Origin of the sequence: Actinoallomurus sp. NPDC052274 (genome assembly GCF_040679475.1) — a bacterium.
GTDB classification, from domain to species: Bacteria; Actinomycetota; Actinomycetes; order Streptosporangiales; family Streptosporangiaceae; genus Actinoallomurus; species Actinoallomurus liliacearum.
In genome coordinates, this window is the sequence record NZ_JBFAUT010000107.1 from 1 (window position 1) to 16,828 (window position 16,828).

Genomic DNA, 16,828 nt, shown 5'->3' on the forward strand with positions numbered 1-16,828 from the left:
GAGCGCAGTAGGTGCCAGTGATCACTTTGTGGGGCTGCCGGTTAACGGGCGGGCGGAGCGTCAGTCGGGAAGTTCGGTGTCGTGGGTGAAGACGACGGTCCCGGGCCGTCCGTCGCGGCGTCGCTCGACGAGATCCGCTCGCTGCTGGCCGGGCTGACCGAGACCGTCGGCCGGGATCACGAGCGGGCGGCACACCGCGAGCGCGTCATCGACCGGCTGTACGAGGACAACCAGCGGCTGCGCCACGGCGAGCTGCAGGCGGCGTTCGAGCCGGTGCGCGCGGCGCTGTACCGCCTCTACGACCTGGTGCGGCGGGAGGCCGAGCGGGAGACGGTGGACGCGGCCCACACGCCGGTGCTGCTGGCGGCGATCGCCGACGAGCTGGCCGAGGTGCTCGCCCGCACCGGCGTCGAGCGGATGCCCGTGGCGACGGGTGAGGCGTTCGATCCGGCGCGGCACCGGCCGGCGGGCGTCCAGGGCGTGGACGACGCGGAGCTCGACGGCACCGTCGCGAGGGTGCAGCGGGCCGGCTTCGTCCGAGGTGACCGGATCGCACGACGTGCCGAGGTGATCGTCGCCCGGGTGGCGGCCGAACCCGTCGGAGGAGATTGAGATGGCTGTCTACGGTATCGACCTGGGCACGACCCACTCGTGCATCGCGCGCATCGACGACGTCGGCCGCCCGGCCGTGCTGCGCAACATGGAGGGCACCGACACGACGCCGTCGGTCGTCTACTTCGAGTCCGCCGACAACGTCGTCGTCGGCGCGCCGGCGAAGGACACCGCGGTGCTGTTCCCCGACCTGGTGGTCAGCCTGATCAAGCGGGACATGGGCCACGAGGTGCCGCGCGAGCTGCACGAGCGGGACTACTCCCCCGAGGAGATCTCCGCGTTCGTCCTGCGCAAACTGGTGGCCGACGCGGCCTCGACCACCGGCGAGGAGGTCCGCGACGTCGTCATCACGGTGCCGGCCTACTTCGGCGCCGCCGAGCGGGACGCCACCCGCAAGGCCGGCCGCGTCGCCGGCCTGAACGTCATCGACATCATCTCCGAGCCGATCGCCGCCGCCATCACGTACGGCGTGCTCAACCCCTCGACGGCCACCGACGGCGAGGACGCCGACGACGGGTCCGCGGACCGCACGATCCTGGTGTACGACCTGGGCGGCGGCACCTTCGACACGACCGTGATCACCCTGCGCGGCGGCGACATCTCCGTGGTCTGCACCGACGGCGACCACGAGCTGGGCGGCGCCGACTGGGACGCCCGGGTCGTCGAGTACCTCGCCGGACGGTTCGCCGAGGAGCACCCCGACGTCGGCGACCCCCTCGACGACAAGCACACCGAGCAGCAACTGCGGCACGACGCGGAGGAGGCCAAGAAGGCCCTGTCGCTGCGCACCCGGCACGTCGTCCGCGTCATGCACGAGGGCCGGGTCGCGACGGTCGAGCTGACCCGCGACAAGTTCGAGGAGATCACCAAGGATCTGCTCGACCGCACCATCGAGATCACCGGCCGCACGCTCGCCACCGCGGCGGGCAAGGGCGTGTCCGACTACGACGACCTGGTGCTCGTCGGCGGCTCCACGAAGATGCCCGCCGTGCAGCGGCGGCTGGCCGGCGAGCTGGCCCTCAGCCCCCGCCTGCAGGACCCCGACCTGGCGGTCGCCAAGGGCGCCGCGCTGTACGCCTTCGAGGAGACCTACCGTCAGCTCCTGGCCAAGGGCGAGACGGACCAGGCCCTCGACCTGGCGACCCGGGCCGGCCTGTCCGAGACCGAGCAGGAGCGGATGGCGACCCGGCAGATCACGACCGTGGCCTCCCGCGCGTTCGGCATCATCGCGCTGGACCCGGACACCGAGCAGGAGCACGTCGTCCACCTCGTGCACGCCAACGACGCACTTCCCCGCGGCAAGACCCGCGAGTTCGGCACCGTCGAGGAGGACCAGACGATCGTCAAGATCATCGTGGTCGAGCAGGCGGGCAGCACGGAGTCGACCGAGGTCGCCCACAACACGCCCATCGCCGACGGCGAGCTGAAGATTCCGCCCGGCAAGCCCGCCGGGTGGCCCATCGAGGTGACGTTCGCCCTCGACACCTCCGGGCTGCTGCACGTCACGGCCGTGGAGAAGGAGACCACCGAGGAGCTCACGCTCGAGGTGCGGGTCGGCGGCATGTCCGAGGAAGAGGTGCACCAGTCCCGCACCGACCTGGCCCACATACGCGTCGACTAGTGGTCTTTGACGAACGGCGCTATGTCCGGGAGGTGCTGGAGCCCGCCCGGGCGGCCGGGGACCAGCCGCCCGACGACCTGCGCCTGCGGTACGCCCTGCCGGATCCGCTGGTCGCGCGCGAGGTGGCCGACCGGGTCAAACGCGTGCGCACCTGCTGGCGCAAGGCACGGGGCCAGCTGCGGTTCCGCCGGCTGGTCGACCGCCTCGAAGGCGAGCACCTGAGGCTCGCGCCGCTGTTCGAGCGGGCGGCGGCCGGCGACCTGGCGCCGCTGCGCGCCGAGATCGCCGCCGCGGGCGACCGGGCCGGACACCGCCGCGCCGAGCTGCGGGACCGGCTGCTGGACGCCGCCGGAGACCTGCGCATGCTGTCGCCCGCCGACCTGCGGGAGATCGGCGGCGAGGCCGCGGACGTCGCCCGCGCCGCCGGCCTCGAGATCCGGGAGCCGGACCCGTTGCCGGCCGCACCGCCCTACGCCGGGTACGCGCGGGCCCGTGACGCGCTGGACGCCCTCGGCATGCGGCACCTGCGCGAGTTCCTGACCGGCGAGCCGCACGCCGGCCGCGTCCTCGGTGGGACCCCCGACCTGCGGCCCGCGGCACAGCGGGTCGGTGAGCAGTGGAGCCGGCGACCGCACGACGGGAACCGCACCAACGCCGACACGGTCCTGGTCGCGGTGCGTCAGGTCGGCGCCCGGCTGGCGGAGCTGGTGCGGTACGACATCGTGGCGCGGCTGCGCGAACGGCACCAGCAGCGGGCCTCGGAGGGCGCGCTGCTGCGGTACGCCGCCGACGAGCTCGGGGTGGACCGCGACGACGCGCGCCGCCTGGTCTTCGCGATCCGGCGGGAGACCGCCCCGACGGGCGGTCTGACCGCGCGGCTGCGCGACCTCATCGACGCCGGTGAGGTGCAGGCGGCCGCCGAACTGGCCGAGCTCGCGGGCGAGCCGGCCGGCGACGGGCGGGCCCTGGCGGACGACGCACGGGTCCTCGCGGACGAGGCCCGGCGGCGGGTGGCCGCGGCGACGGCGCTGCGCCAGGAGGCGGCGTCCCTCCTGCTGTCCGACCCCGACGGGGCGTGGCTGCGGCTCGCCGACGCGCTGCGGCTGGTCGGCGACCTGCCCGGCGCCGCCGAGCTGCAGGCCGGGCTGCCGCCCCAGGCGCCCGGACGGCTCGAGGCGGCCGTCGACGGCGCCGCCGTCGCGCTGTGCTGGTCGCCGTCATCGTCCCGCGTCGGGGAGATCGGGTACGTGGTGCTGCGCTGCCTGGGGCGGGTCCCCCGGCACCCCGGTGACGGGGAGCGGCTCGCGGCGGAGGCGGCGCACGCCCGTGACCCCGCGCCTCCCCTCAACGCGCCCGTCTACTACGCGGTGTTCGCCGTGCGCGGCTCGGCGGCGTCGGCGCCCGCGGTCGCCGGGCCGGTCCTCGTGCGTCCCGAGCCGGCGGACGTCACCGTGACCGCCGCGGACGGCGTGGTCGCGGCCCGCTGGTCCTGCCCGCCGGAGGCGATCCGCGTCATCGTGACCCGGGACGGCACGCCCGTCCCGGCGGCGCGCACCGGTTTCCGCGACGAGACCGTGCGCAACGGGACGACCTACCACTACCGCATCGCCGCCGCGTACCTCGGCGCCGACGGCGGGGAGACCGTGACGGCCGGGGTGCACGCCGCCGCGACGCCCGCCGCCCGGCCCGGCCCCGTGACCGGGTTCGACGTCGAGCACGACCCCGCCGGGCGGCTCGCCGTCACCTTCGAGCCGCCGGCCGACGGCGAGGTCGAGCTCGTCGCGATGGACCGGCCGCCGCCCTGGCCGCCCGGCACGACCCTGCCGCTGGAGGACGTTCGGCGCGTGGGCCGGGTGCTGCGCGCGGTCCCCGCTCCGGGCGGCCTCACGGTCGAGACGGGCCCGGGCGTGCTGCTGGCCGTTTCGGTCGCCGGGGACCTCGCCACCGTCGGCGCGTACCGCGAGCACGTGAGCCTGACGCCCCCGCGCGAACTGATCGCCCAGCGGCGCGGCGAGGTGATCATCCTGGGGTTCGACTGGCCGCCGGACGTCACCGAGGTCGAGGTCGCCTGGTGGTCGGGCCACGGTGACGCGCGCCGCCTGCCCGTCGGCCGTGCCGGGTACGACGCCCACGGTGGGGTGCGCCTCGCGGCGCCCGCGGACGAGACGGTCACCATCGAGGTCGCCGCGGCGGGGACGGCGCAGGGACGGCGGGTCACCGGCTCGCCCGTGACCACGGTGGTGCCGGGCCGCACCGCCGTCGGCTACGAGGTGCGCCGACCCCGCCTGCGCGGCCCGCTGACCGTCACCCTGTCCGCCGCCGTCCCCGTACGCCTGCGGCGGCTGGTCCTGGTGACCAGGTCGGGTCCCATGCCGCAGCGGCCCGGCGACGGGCGGACGGTGATGACCTGGGACGACGTCGACGTGCCCGCGCGCCTCGAGGTCGCGCTGCCGCGCCTGGCCCGGCCGTACTGGCTGCGGTGCTTCGCCGAAGACGACACAATCGACCTGCGCGACCCCCCGGTCCGCCACCTGAAGGTGGGCTGAGGATGGGATACGACGTGGGACACGACCGCCCCGGCTCCCGCACGGCCTCCGGGTGGGGCGACGCTCGACCGGAACGCGAGGGCTGATGCCGTCGATCACTTGTCCCTACTGCTTCGCGCGGGTGGAGCGCGAACGGATCGCGTTCCGTTGCGCGGGCGGTCCTGGGCGCGGCCCCGGCTGCGCGCCGCGCCTCGACGAGCGGCTGGCCGCCTATACCGGCTCCGCGGCGGCCGCGTCGCTGCCCCCGGTCTTCGGACCGCCGGAGCCGTCGGCGCGACCGCGGATCGGCCGGGCTCCGGCCCGCCGCGCGGTCTGCCCCGAGTGCGGGCAGACCACGGCCCGCCGCGCGTGCCCGGAGTGCCACAACCCGCTGCCCGCGGCGTACTGCGAGACGCCGGGCAAGATCGTGGCCCTCGTCGGTGCGAAGAACTCCGGGAAGAGCACCTACATCGCGGTGCTGCTGCACGAGCTGTCGCACCGGATCGGCGCGGAGCTCGGCACCTCGCTCGTCGCCTGCGACGACCGCACGATCGAGCGCTACAAGCGCGACTTCCACCGGCCGCTGTTCGGGGAGCGGCGGCTGCTGCCGGCGACCGCCAGCGCGGTGACGACGCCGCGCGACCCGCTGGTGTACCTCCTCACCCGGACCCGGCGCCGGCGGCTGCGGCAGCGGGACATGTCCCTGACGCTGGTGCTGTTCGACACGGCGGGTGAGGACCTGCGCAGCCGGGACGTCACCGACCTGCATCTGCGCTATCTCGCGGCGGCCGACGCCATCATCTTCCTCATCGACCCCCTGGAGCTGAAGACCGGGGACGGCGACCCGGACGGCGACCCCGTCAACGTCATCGCCCGGGTCACCGAGCTGTTGCGCGCCGGCCGGGACGTCCCGCACGGCAGGCGGCTGCCGGTCCCCGCCGCCGTGGCGCTCACCAAGATCGACGCGTTGCCGCTCGACGGGGCGCTGCAGCGGCACCGCGAGCGAACCGACGCGCTCGACCTGGACGATCGGGAGGCCGTGCAGGAGCAGGTCCGCGCGCTGCTGTACGACTGGCAGGCCGGCGAGCTCGACCGCTACCTGGGGCACGAGTACGCCGAGTACGGCCTGTTCGGAGTCTCCGCGCTGGGCGGTCTGCCACGCGACGGGGCGGTCGGTACGGGGGGCATCCGTCCGTACCGCGTCGAGGACCCGCTGCTGTGGCTGCTGTACCGGTTCGGGATGCTCGACGGGGCCCGCGGATGATCTGGCGGCTGGCCTACACCTCGGCCGAGCGCGGGCCGACGGGCCGGTCGGGCTTCCAGTTCGTCGAGATGAGCCCGGACACACCGCCCGACGTCATCGGCGCGGTCACGTCGTACATGGCGTACCGGCCGCCGCCGGGGGCGCCGTCCGCGCCGGGCCCCGAGGAGCTGGCGGGCTTCCCCATCGCGCTGACCTACGGCCGCGCGGACGAGTACACCGTGCTGGCCCGCTGCCGGTACACCGGCCGCGACTACTCGGGCCGGTACGGCAACTTCCTCGGACAGGCGATCGTGGCCACTCCGGAGGAGATGGAGGGGCTGCGGCCGATCGAGTTCTGGGACTCCCCCCTGTGGGACGCCGCCGTGCCGGCGGACGAGCCGGCGGCGGCCGTCCTGACGCCCGGCACGGCGTTCGACCCGGAGTCGCTCGTCGGACGGCTCGGCGGCGAGCGGGCGCACGACCGGCTCGCCGCGCTGCTCGACGCCGTCGCCACGGTGGTGGACGCGGGCCACGGCCGGGTGGTCCTGGTCGCCGAGGACGCCGAGGTCGTCGCCCGGTGGATCGCGGTGGCGTCGTACTCGCTGCCCGCGGACCTCGCGGCGCGGCTCTCGTTCACGACGTACGCCGCCGACCCGGACGCCGCGCCGCAGGTCATCGTCGGCACCGTCCCGGCCGCCTGCCCGGACGGCGGCTTCCGCCTCGACGAACCGTTCGCCCCGGACGGCGCGCGGCCGGGCCGGTTCGCGCGGGTGATCACGGACTGCTGGCGGACCGGTGACCTGGACGGCATCGACGCGGTCGGGGAGCTGATCGCCGACGGACCGCAGGACCCCGGCGCGCTCGAGGACACGGCGACACGGGACTCCCGGGGTTCCGGGCGCTCCGCCGACGGGGCGGCCTCCTCGCCCGGCGGCACGGCGGGCGCGCCACGTCACTACCCGGACGGGGAGGTCCCGCCCGGAGGCGCGGCGGCGGGCGGCGCGCGTCCGAACGGGAAGGTCCACGCCGCCGGCTCTGCGGCGGCGGGCGGCGCGCGTCCCGCGCGGAACGAAGAGGTCTCCTCCCCCGACGGCGCGGGCGGCGCCCCTCACCTCCGGGACGGCGGGGTGTCCGCGCTCGACGGCGCGGCGGCGCTGCTCGCGTTGTGCCGGGGGGACACGGCCGTCTCCGCCGGCGAGCAGGCGGTGGCCGCGGGGCTGGTCCGCGCTCGCGGGGTGCCCGGCTGGACCTGGCCGTCGCTGCGGCCCGCGCTGCCCGCGGTCGGCTTCGAACTGGCGGCGGCGCTGGCGGACGCGGTACCGGAGGCGGCCGAGTGCTGTGTCCGGCTGGCCCTGGCCGACCCGGCGCTGCGGCCGCGGCTGACCGGGGTACGGCTGCGCGACGGGCTGCCGGAGGACTTCCGGGCGGCGATGGCCGGAGCGCCGGACCTGCGGGCGCTCGCCGGGGTCGTCGACCTCGCGGTCCAGGTCGGCGGCGCGGTGGACGCCGACCATCTGGTCACGGCGGCGGCCGCCTGCGCGCGGCGTGGCGCGGGTGACGTGGCCGCGGCGGTCGAGGCGACTCCGCCGCTCTGGCGGGAGGCGATGGCCTCCGGCGTGGTGACCGGGCTGGAGGCGAGCCTCCCGGCGGTCCGGCGGGCGATGCTGACGCCGGAGGCGTGTGCCGCGCTCGGCGACCGGGACTGGACGCGTGCCCCGCGCACCGGAGGCCTGGTCCTGTCCGCGCGCGCCGACCGCCTGACGGCCACCGCCGCGCTGGTCGAGCTCGAACCCCACGGTCTGCCCGACGTCGAAGACCTGCTCGGCGTGCTGTGGGCGGATCCGCCGACGGTGCCGGAGTGCCGGTGGCTGGTGGAACGCCTGGGCCCGGCGATGCGGCGGTTCGCCGTCCTGCGCGCCCTGCCCCGCCGGGTGTTCGACGGCCTGCCGCTGGAGGCCGAGGAGGGCGTACGTCTCGCCCGGCTGATCCATGACCGGCTGCCGACCCTGGCCGGCGCGGCGCGCATGGTCCTGACCTACGAGCGGGCGCTGCGCGTCGGCTCCGAGGAGGACGTCGCCGGGTTCCTGACCACGTTGCGGCGGGGCGATCCGCTGCACGAACGCGCGCTGGCCGGTGTCTCCCGCGTCTTCGCCGGCCGCTCGCCCGCGGCGCGGGCCCGGATGCTCGTCGCGGCGCCCGACACCGTACGCGACGACCTGGCGGAACCCTGGCCGGCCGCCGACCTGGACCGGCACGGCCGCACGGACCTGGCGGAGGTCGAGGCGCGCCTCACGGAGGCAGGTGTGACCGTCGCGGCCCTCGCGGCGTGGGCGGACGGGCTGGGGAGGTTCGCCCGGCGGCAGGTCGAGTCGGCGCTCACCGACCGCGACCCGCGACTGGCCGCGGCATGGCGGCGCGCGCGGCGGGGGGCGTGACGCGATGCCCGTCGTCTACGCCTTGCTGTTCTGCCTCTGGGTCGGCCTGGTGTGGGTCGAGTTCGTGTTCGTCGTCCCGGTCGCCGTACCGGTCGCCCTGGTCGCGGCCACGGGCGCGGGGATCGGCCGGTTCGCCGTCGTCGCGTGGCGGACCCTGACGGCCGTCCGGCTGGATGGGCCGTCCGCCGTGCCCCGGCCGGCGGCCGACGCACCGGACCCGGTGTACCCGCAGTACCTCATCGACCAGGTCTGGCGGGACGCCCGGACGCTGACGCTCCGGACGATCCCCTGGTGCCTGACGGAGGCGCGCGGGGCCGTCACCACGCTGACGGCCCGGATGCTGCCTCTCCCCCAGGGGCTCGCCGTGTTCCCGATCTGGCTCGGGTTGTGCGCCGGGATCCTGCTGTCGGCACTGCCGCTGGCCTTCGCCGCGCTGGCCTTCGCCGTGGTGACCGTGTCGGTGGCGGGCATCGGCCTGGTCGCCTGGTCGGTCTGCGTCCTGGTGCTCGGGACGGTCGAGCGGCTCTGGACGGCCTACCGCCGGATCCTTCTCGCCTGTCCCCATCCGGGCTGCTACGAGCGGCTGGCGCTGCCGTCGTACGCCTGCCCGAACTGCGACGCGCGGCACTTCCGGCTGGTGCCGAACCGGCTCGGCGCGTTCCGGCACGTCTGCCGGTGCGGCGCCCGGCTGCCCACGACGATCCTGCTCGGCCGGTTCCGGCTCAGCGCCTACTGCCCGCACTGCGGACGCCCGCTCCCCGGGCGGATCGGCCGGGCGCGGGTCGAGCCGCTGCCGTTCGTCGGCGGGCCCGCCGCCGGCAAGACCACGCTGATGTTCCTGGCGGTACGGGCGCTGCGCGCCGGCGCCGCCGCGTCCGGTGGGCGGGCGGAGTTCGTCGAGGCGCGCGACGCGGGCGCCTACGCCGACGCCCTCGCCGAACTCGACGCCGGCGGACGCCTGGCCAAGACCGGGCCGGAGCTGCCCGCCGCGACGATGCTGGACGTGACGCTGCCCGCGGGCCACCGGATCCTCTACCTGTTCGACCCGGCCGGTGAGCTGCACACCGGGGCGACGCGGGTCGAGCGGCTGCGCTACCTCGACCACGGCGAGGCGCTGCTGTTCGTCATCGACCCGTTCGCCCTGCCCGAGCTGCGCCCGGCGCTGTCCCGTGAGGAACGGCTGCTGGTCGAGGCGACCGCGACGTCCGAGGAGGACCCCGCCGACACGCTGCAGCGGCTGCTGGCCGACCTGCGCTCCCGTGCCGACCAGGGCCGGCATCGTCGCATCGCCGTCGTCGTCACCAAGGCCGACGTCCTGCGCCGGACGTCGGTCGGCCGGGACGTCGAGGAGGACGTTCGCGGTTGGCTGGAGGGCGTCGGTCTCGGCAACACGATCCGCACGCTCGACCGCACCGCCGGGCACGTCCGCTACCTCGCCTCCGGCCTCGACACCCCGTCGGCCGCGCTCGCCGACCTGTTCGCCTGGGCGGTCGGACTGCCGATCGACGGGCAGGACCGCGGGTCGGCGGAGCCGCCGGGCCGGGCCCGCGACGACCGGCCCGGCACGACGGAGCGACCAGGCACGACGGAGCGGTCAGGCACCACGGAGCCGGGCGCCGCGGAGCCGGGCGCCGCAGGATCGGGTGCGGCGGAACGGTCCGGCGCGGCGGGGCCGGGGTCGGGCGCGGCGGAACGGCGCGTCTCGTGGCGCGCCCCGGGCCGGTCCGAACGGCTCGTTCCCCTCACGTACCAGTTCGGCCGCGGGGTCCTGCTGACCGCGCTCGTCGTACTCGGCCCCACGGCACTCCTCCTGCTGGGGCTGGCCGGCTACACCCGGTTCCGCTGAGGACCACGCGCTCCACCCCGGGCCGCCCCGGGGTCCGCTCCCGGCGCGGCCCGGCGCGGATCGAGGTGTCAGCGAGCGGGCGCTGGTAAGGCTGGTGGTGTGAAAGCGATAACGATGCACCGCTACGGCGGCCCGGACGTACTCGAACTCACCGACGTGCCCGATCCCAAGGTCGGACCGGACTTCGTGCTGGTACGCGTGAAGGCGGCCGGGGTGAACCCGGTGGACTGGAAGATCCGGGAGGGGAACCTCGACGGCCTGTTCACCACGGACTTCCCCGTCATCCCCGGCTGGGACCTGGCGGGCGTGGTCGAGCGGGTCGGCCCGGCCGTCAGCGAGTTCTCCCCCGGTGACGAGGTCATCGGGTACGTCCGGGAGGACCACATCGGCCGCGGCACGTACGCCGAACTGGTCTCGGCGCCGCTGCGCACGCTGGGCCGCAAACCGAAGCGACTGTCCTGGGCCGAGGCCGCCGGGCTGCCGCTGGCCGGGCTGACCGCCTACCAGGCGCTCACGAAGGCCCTGGCCATCACTCCCGACGACACCGTGCTCGTCCACGCCGCCTCGGGCGGTGTCGGCTCGTTCGCCGTGCAGATCGCCCGCGCCAAGGGCGCCCGCGTCATCGGCACGGCCGGCCCGCACAACCACGACTACCTGCGCGAACTCGGCGCCGAACCGGTCGCGTACGGGCCGGGCCTCGCGGACGAGGTGCGCCGCCTGGCACCTGGCGGGGTGAGCGCCGCCCTCGACCTCGTGGGCGGCGAGGCCATCGACGTCACGCCGGGGCTGCTGACCGACAAGGGACGCTGGGCGTCGATCGTCGACCCGTCCGTCCGGGACCGCGGGGGACGGTACGTCTTCGTCCGGCCGGACCCGACCGACCTCGCCGCGCTCGCGGGCCTGGCCGACGACGGGCGGCTGAACGTCACCGTCGCGAAGACCTTCCCGCTGGGCGAGGCGGCCGAGGCGCAGCGGCTGAGCGCCGAGGGCCACACCCGGGGGAAGATCGTGCTGGAGATCGGGTGAGGAGGCCGGCCGGCGGCCCGCGGGAAGATCATCAGGGCCTCGCCGCGTTCGGAAGCACATGAGAATCGTGATCGCGGGGGGACACGGCAAGATCGCCCTCCTCCTGGAAGAGCTGCTGGCGGCGCGCGGTGACGGCGTCGTCGGCCTGTTCCGCAACCCGGACCACGCCGCCGACGTCGCGGCCACCGGCGCCGCCCCGGTCGTCTGCGACCTGGAGTCCGCGACGCTGGAGGACGTCGCGGTCCACCTGGACCAGGCGGACGCGGTCGTGTTCGCGGCGGGCGCGGGGCCGGGCAGCGGTGCCGCCCGCAAGGACACCGTCGACCGCGCCGCGTCGGTGCTGCTGGCCGACGCGGCCGAGCGGGCCGGGGTCCGCAGGTTCGTGCAGATCTCCTCGATGGGCGCGGGCAGGCCGCCGCAGCCCGGTCGCGACGACGTCTGGGCCGCCTATATCGCGGCCAAGACGGCCGCCGAGGAGGACCTGCGCGGGCGCGACCTGGACTGGACGGTCCTGCGCCCGGGCGGCCTGACCGACGCCCCGGCGACCGGCCGCGTCCGGCTGGAGGAGTCCGTGCCGCGCGGTACGGTGACCCGCGCCGACGTGGCGCGGGTGATCGCCGCGCTGCTCGACACCCCTGGCACCGCCGGGCGGACCCTCGAACTCGTCGGCGGTGACACGCCGATCGAGGACGCCGTCCGCGCCGCCGCCCGAGCCTGAGGGCGCGCCTCACCCGGCCCGACGCGTCACCGGACGGCGCCGCGTCATCGTCCGGACGAGAACGTCGTCCCACTCAGGTCCCATTCCGGCAGATGACGCAAGCGGGACCGGCGGTCCGTCCTTCGCTCGCGGTGACGGAGCAAGACCGAGAGGGGACGAAGGGCCCGCCTGCGGATGTGCAGGCGGGCCCCAGGGTGAGGCGACGGTCCGTCAGGACACCGGGCCGTCGCCTACTTGACCAGGTACCTGCGTCCCCGGTTCATCTTGAAGGAGCCGTCCGCGTAGAGCACGGGCGAGCGCTCGGTTCCCAGCCGGCTGTACTTCTCGGCCCTGCGGACCACGTAGCCCCGCGGATCCGTGCAGTCGACGACCGCGATGGTCGCCCAGTACCGGAAGGGGTTCCTTCCGAGCAGCGGCACCGTGGTCTTGTTGCCTTCGGTGTCGGTGACGGTCACCGTCGCTCCGAACCGCCTGAGGGATCCGGAGCCGTTGCCGTACGCCTGGTACACCCCGAAGAGGGCGTAGCCCTGCTCCGCCAGCCCGGTGAGGTACATGACCTCGCGTCCCGGCGTCCGGCGGTCCCCCTGGTGCTGCATGAAGGGCGGGGCCTGCAGGGAGCCCAGGTTGTGGTGGTGCACGACCGTGGCCACGTCCGCCGAGAGCGGCGTGGTGTCCTTGCCGGGGGTGGGAACGACGACGTCGTTCCCACCGATGACCCAGCCGAAGAGGTCGAGGTCCGAGCCGCCCGTGACGCCGGAGCGCCAGGTGAGCTCGGCCGTGATCACGCTCCTGACCTTGTCGGCGAGCGCCACGCCCACGGCCTCGTCGTTCTTCGTGAGCGTCGTGGCCGGCCTCTTGCTGAAGTCGATGCTCATGCCTGTGTCCTTTGTTCTGAGGAATGCTTCGGGACGTTGTCCGTCCCACTGAGGATCGTTCGCGCGGATCTCCTACGCGCAACCCCGCGCTCGACATCGGCTCGATGAGGTCCTCAACGCGTGCGTCAGCGGATGGTGCCGCCGTCGGGCGCGGACAGCAGCGCCAGTTCGGCGCGGGTGGGCAGGCCCTCCCAGTCCCCGGCGGCGGCCACCGCGAAGGCCCCGACGGTGACGGCGCGGTCGAGCCGGTCTTGGATCGGCAGGTCGTCGAGGGCGGCGGACAGGTAGCCGGCCGTGAAGGCGTCACCGGCGCCGACGGTACCGGTCACCGGCACGGTGCGCGCGGGCGACCGTACCGCGCCGGCGGCCGACCAGACCCGCGCCCCCGCGCCACCGTGCTTGACGACGACCTCACCGATCCCGGTGTCGAGGAGCTGGCCGGCCGCGCGCTCCTCGCCGGTCTCCCCGCCCGCGACGAGCGGAAGCTCGTCCTCGGAGGCGATCAGGACGTCGACGCAGGGCAGGAGCTCGCCGAGGACCCGGGCGGCCAGGTCGGGCGACCACAGGCGGGATCGGTAGTTCACGTCCAGGCAGATCCGGGTGCCGGCCTCGCGGGCGCGGCGCACGGCGCGTTCGACCGCGAGGCGCGGATCGGGGCCGAGGGCGGGGGTGATGCCGGTGACGTGCAGGAACCGGGCCGGTTCGCCGACGGGCAGCGCGGCGTCGGCGTCGTCGGCGCGCAGGGCCGATCCGGCGGAACCGGATCGGTAGTAGTGCACGCGCGTGACGTGGGCCACCCGATGCTCCTGCAGGAGCAGACCGGTCGGCGCGGTCGGGTCCCGCCGTACCGTGCCCACGTCGACGCCCTCGGCCCGCAGGGTGCGCAGCACCAGCTCGCCGAGTTCGTCGGCGCCCACGACACCCGCCCACCGGACACGGTGGCCCAGGCGGGCGAGTCCGATCGCGACGTTCGCCTCGGCGCCGGCCATCGAGAGGGTGAGCGGGCCGCCCAGCCGGAGCGGGCCGTCGCCGCGCAGGGCGGCCATGGCCTCGCCGATCGTGACGACCTCGTGGGGACGGGCGACGTCCTCGCGGCGGTCGGCCGGCCGGCGGCCCGCCGTCGTGGCCCGTCGTCGCGTCATGCCCACGCGGCCTCCTTCGCGGTCGTCCGGCCGATGGGTCCGTGCGCCGTCATACCCTGCTCCGTCACGTCGTCCAGGGTGCCACGGCCTCGCTCGGTCCGGGGCGCCATGGGCTCGCTCACCACTCGGCCAGGGAGCCGTCGTCGTGGCGCCATACGGGGTTGCGCCAGGCGTGCGGCCGCCGGTCGGCCTCGCGTACCGCCGCCTCGTCCACCGAGACGCCGAGACCGGGCAGGTCGTTTCGTACGGCGTACCCGTCGACGAAGGTGAACGGCGCCCGGTCCAGGACGTAGTCGAGCAGGTCCGCGTCCGTGTTGTAGTGGATGCCGGCGCTCTGCTCCTGGATCAGGAAGTTCGGCGTCGCGAACGCGACCTGCAGGCTGGCGGCGAGCGCGATCGGACCCAGCGGGCAGTGCGGCGCGAGTTGCACGTCGTACGCCTCCGCGACCGCCGCGATGCGCCGTGTCTCGGAGATCCCGCCGGCGTGTGAGAGGTCGGGCTGGGCGATCGACAGCCCCGCCTGGAGGGCGGGCAGGAAGTCGGAGCGGGAGTACAGCCGTTCGCCGAGCGCGACCGGCACCGTGGTGCCGCTCACCAGGTCGCCGAGCCGGGACAGGTGCTCGGGGGCGACGGGCTCCTCGACGAACATCGGGTGGAACGGCGCGACGGCGGCGAGGATCCGGCGGGCCGCGGGCACGGTCGCCCGGCCGTGCGCGTCGAGGGCGAAGTCGCGGGCGGGGCCGAGCACCTCCCGCGCGACCTCGGCGCGTGCGACGATCCCCCCGATCTCCGCCGCGGTGGGCATGCGGGACAGCAGGCCGGAGGCGTTCATCTTCACGGCGGTGAACCCGGCCTCCACCTGCTCGGCGAGCGCGTCGCGCAGCCGTGCGGGCTCGTCGCCGCCCACCCAGGCGTAGACGCGCACCCGGTCGCGCACCGGTCCGCCGAGCAGGCGGTGCACCGGCGCTCCGTAACACCGGCCCGCGATGTCCCACAGCGCCTGGTCCAGCCCGGCGACGGCGCTCGACAGCACCGGGCCGCCCCGGTAGAACCCGCCCTTGGTCAGGACCTGCCAGTGGTCCTCGATCCGCAGCGGGTCACGTCCGATGAGGTACTCGGCGAGCACGTCGACGGCCGTCCGCACCACCTCGGCGCGGCCCTCGACGACCGGCTCGCCCCATCCGACGAGGCCGTCGTCGGTCTCGACACGGCAGAACAGCCATCGGGGCGGAACGAGGAACGTCTCGATCTTGGCGATCTTCATTCCTGTGCTCTGCCCCGAATCCCGCCGGGTTCGCCTCGTACGCGGTGCAGATCCCGCCAGGCCCGCAGCAGCAGCGCCCGCATGGCCTCCTCGGCGGTGCCGCCGTCGCCGGCCCGCACGGCCTCCAGGACCGCCCGGTGGCTCGGGATCGCGTCGGCGCCGCCGACCACCCCGTGCACCAGGGCGTCGCGACCGGCCAGGACGGCGCCCATCATGACGTCCATGCGGATCAGCAGTTCGTTGCCGGTGGCGACGAGCAGCGCGCGGTGGAACTCCACGTCGGCGGCGGTGGCCTCGGCGACGTCCCCGCGCGCCCGGTCCATCCGCTGCAGCGCCCGCTCCAGGGCGATGAGCTGGACGGTGTCGCGGCGGAAGGCGGCCAGCCCGGCGACGCTCGGCTCGATGATGGACCGGATCTCGTGCAGGTCGCGGAGGAAGGCGTCGTCCGGCCCGGCGGCGAACTTCCACCGGATGACGTCTCCGTCCAGGAGGTTCCAGTCCGACCGGGGCCGGACGAACGTGCCGCGTTTGGGCCGGGCGAGGATGAGGCCCTTGGCCGTCAGCACCTTCAGCGCCTCGCGCAGCGCCGTGGAGCTCACGCCGAGCCGCTTCTGCAGGCCGGCGACGTCGATGCCGTCGCCTTCCTGGAACTCCCCGGTGAAGATCATGTTGGCGACGGCCTCGACGGTCTGACCGTGCAGTCCGCGGCCACCGTAGAACGCCACGGGTCACCCACCGTCCCGTTCGCCGGCGCGGCCCCTCACGCGGAGTCCCGCGCGATGCTCCAGCCGCCGTCCACGGTGAGGGCGGCGCCGGTCACGAAGGAGGCGTCCGGCGACGCGAGGTAGGCGATCGCCGCGGCCACCTCCTCCGGCTCGCCGAACCGCCGCAGGACGGTGGCCTGGACGCTCTTCGCGCGGTCGGTCTCGTCCACCCGCTCCCAGGCCGCGGTCATGATCGGGCCGGGGATCACGCAGTTGACCCGCGCTGCCGGGCCGTACTCGACGGCGAGCTGCCGGGTCAGCGCGACCAGCCCGCCCTTGGCGGCGGCGTACGCGGGGTGACCGGGCAATCCGACGAGGGCGTGCACCGACGAGGTGATCACCATGGCGCCGGCGCGCTCGGCGATGCCGGGCAGGAGCCGCCGCGCGCCCAGGAACGCCGCCGTCAGGCACACGTCGATCTGGCGGCGCCAGGACTCCGGGGACAGCTCGTGGGCCGGTGCGACGTCCACGACGTACGCGTTGCTGACGAGGACGTCGACGGGGCCGAACGCCTCCTCCGCCACCCGGGCGGCGCGGTCCCAGGTGTCCTCCCGGCTGACGTCGCCGGCCAGGTACGCGGCCCGGCCCCCGGCCTCCCGGACGCGCGCCGCGACGGCCTCCCCCTCGGCGGACACGTCGACGATCAGCACGGCGGCGCCCTCGGCCGCGAGGCGGACCGCGGTCGCGGCGCCGATGCCGGAGGCTCCCCCGGTCACCAGGCCGACCCGCCCGGCGTACCGCCGGGGCGCCGGGCGGG

13 protein-coding genes are annotated in these 16,828 nt (G+C 75.4%); 8 read left to right on the plus strand and 5 right to left on the minus strand.

Features of this window, described 5'->3' with window-relative positions:
• Positions 1-81: 81 nt before the first annotated feature.
• From grpE to AB0K82_RS43385, 8 genes are all read left to right on the plus strand, one after another.
• The gene (gene grpE, locus AB0K82_RS43350; RefSeq protein WP_364409249.1) at positions 82-612 is read left to right on the plus strand and encodes a nucleotide exchange factor GrpE; all 531 of its coding nucleotides are present in this window, start codon (positions 82-84) and stop codon (positions 610-612) included.
• A gap of 1 nt (position 613) precedes the next feature.
• A complete protein-coding gene (locus AB0K82_RS43355; RefSeq protein ID WP_364409252.1) occupies positions 614-2,233 on the plus strand; it encodes an Hsp70 family protein in 1,620 nt (539 codons plus the stop codon).
• Entirely contained in the window at positions 2,233-4,779 is a 2,547-nt protein-coding gene (locus AB0K82_RS43360) for a hypothetical protein (RefSeq protein WP_364409254.1), read from the plus strand. The genes AB0K82_RS43355 and AB0K82_RS43360 overlap by 1 nt, the downstream gene beginning before the upstream one ends.
• A gap of 85 nt (positions 4,780-4,864) precedes the next feature.
• On the plus strand, positions 4,865-6,022 hold the full coding sequence (locus tag AB0K82_RS43365; RefSeq protein WP_364409257.1) for a GTPase: 1,158 nt from the start codon (positions 4,865-4,867) through the stop codon (positions 6,020-6,022).
• Positions 6,019-8,436, plus strand: a complete 2,418-nt coding sequence (locus tag AB0K82_RS43370) for a hypothetical protein (protein ID WP_364409260.1) — start codon at positions 6,019-6,021, stop codon at positions 8,434-8,436. Before AB0K82_RS43365 ends, AB0K82_RS43370 begins: the two co-directional genes overlap by 4 nt.
• 4 nt (positions 8,437-8,440) lie before the next feature.
• Positions 8,441-10,282, plus strand: a complete 1,842-nt coding sequence (locus AB0K82_RS43375) for a hypothetical protein (RefSeq protein ID WP_364409263.1) — start codon at positions 8,441-8,443, stop codon at positions 10,280-10,282.
• Positions 10,283-10,381: 99 nt separating this feature from the next.
• Positions 10,382-11,308 (plus strand): NADP-dependent oxidoreductase, encoded by a 927-nt coding sequence (locus AB0K82_RS43380; RefSeq protein WP_364409266.1) that lies wholly within the window; start codon positions 10,382-10,384, stop codon positions 11,306-11,308.
• Between the two features lie 58 nt (positions 11,309-11,366).
• The gene (locus AB0K82_RS43385; RefSeq protein ID WP_364409269.1) at positions 11,367-12,026 is read left to right on the plus strand and encodes an NAD(P)H-binding protein; all 660 of its coding nucleotides are present in this window, start codon (positions 11,367-11,369) and stop codon (positions 12,024-12,026) included.
• Between the two features lie 230 nt (positions 12,027-12,256).
• On the opposite strand, the gene AB0K82_RS43390 is transcribed toward AB0K82_RS43385, so the two are convergent.
• The 5 genes from AB0K82_RS43390 to AB0K82_RS43410 all read right to left on the minus strand — a co-directional run bounded on the left by AB0K82_RS43390 (position 12,257) and on the right by AB0K82_RS43410 (position 16,787).
• Complete coding sequence (locus AB0K82_RS43390) at positions 12,257-12,901, minus strand: hypothetical protein (RefSeq protein ID WP_364409272.1); 645 nt, start codon at positions 12,899-12,901, stop codon at positions 12,257-12,259.
• Positions 12,902-13,026: 125 nt separating this feature from the next.
• On the minus strand, positions 13,027-14,043 hold the full coding sequence (locus tag AB0K82_RS43395; RefSeq protein WP_364409274.1) for a sugar kinase: 1,017 nt from the start codon (positions 14,041-14,043) through the stop codon (positions 13,027-13,029).
• Positions 14,044-14,161: 118 nt separating this feature from the next.
• Positions 14,162-15,307: a galactonate dehydratase gene (gene dgoD / locus AB0K82_RS43400; RefSeq protein WP_364409277.1), complete on the minus strand. Its 1,146-nt coding sequence runs from the start codon at positions 15,305-15,307 to the stop codon at positions 14,162-14,164.
• Positions 15,304-16,032, minus strand: coding sequence for a FadR/GntR family transcriptional regulator (locus AB0K82_RS43405; RefSeq protein WP_364409279.1), 729 nt, complete (start codon positions 16,030-16,032; stop codon positions 15,304-15,306). The genes dgoD and AB0K82_RS43405 overlap by 4 nt, the downstream gene beginning before the upstream one ends.
• A gap of 35 nt (positions 16,033-16,067) precedes the next feature.
• A complete protein-coding gene (locus AB0K82_RS43410) occupies positions 16,068-16,787 on the minus strand; it encodes an SDR family NAD(P)-dependent oxidoreductase (RefSeq protein ID WP_364409282.1) in 720 nt (239 codons plus the stop codon).
• Positions 16,788-16,828 lie beyond the last annotated feature (41 nt).

Excerpts from the sequence above, each read along its gene's own strand:
- AB0K82_RS43355 (WP_364409252.1), top strand. The coding sequence starts at position 614 with ATGGCTGTCTACGGTATCGACCTGGGCACGACCCACTCGTGCATCGCG.
- AB0K82_RS43365 (WP_364409257.1), top strand. The coding sequence starts at position 4,865 with ATGCCGTCGATCACTTGTCCCTACTGCTTCGCGCGGGTGGAGCGCGAA.
- AB0K82_RS43370 (WP_364409260.1), top strand. The coding sequence starts at position 6,019 with ATGATCTGGCGGCTGGCCTACACCTCGGCCGAGCGCGGGCCGACGGGC.
- AB0K82_RS43375 (WP_364409263.1), top strand. The coding sequence starts at position 8,441 with ATGCCCGTCGTCTACGCCTTGCTGTTCTGCCTCTGGGTCGGCCTGGTG.
- AB0K82_RS43385 (WP_364409269.1), top strand. The coding sequence starts at position 11,367 with ATGAGAATCGTGATCGCGGGGGGACACGGCAAGATCGCCCTCCTCCTG.
- AB0K82_RS43390 (WP_364409272.1), bottom strand. The coding sequence starts at position 12,901 with ATGAGCATCGACTTCAGCAAGAGGCCGGCCACGACGCTCACGAAGAAC.
- AB0K82_RS43395 (WP_364409274.1), bottom strand. The coding sequence starts at position 14,043 with ATGACGCGACGACGGGCCACGACGGCGGGCCGCCGGCCGGCCGACCGC.
- dgoD (WP_364409277.1), bottom strand. The coding sequence starts at position 15,307 with ATGAAGATCGCCAAGATCGAGACGTTCCTCGTTCCGCCCCGATGGCTG.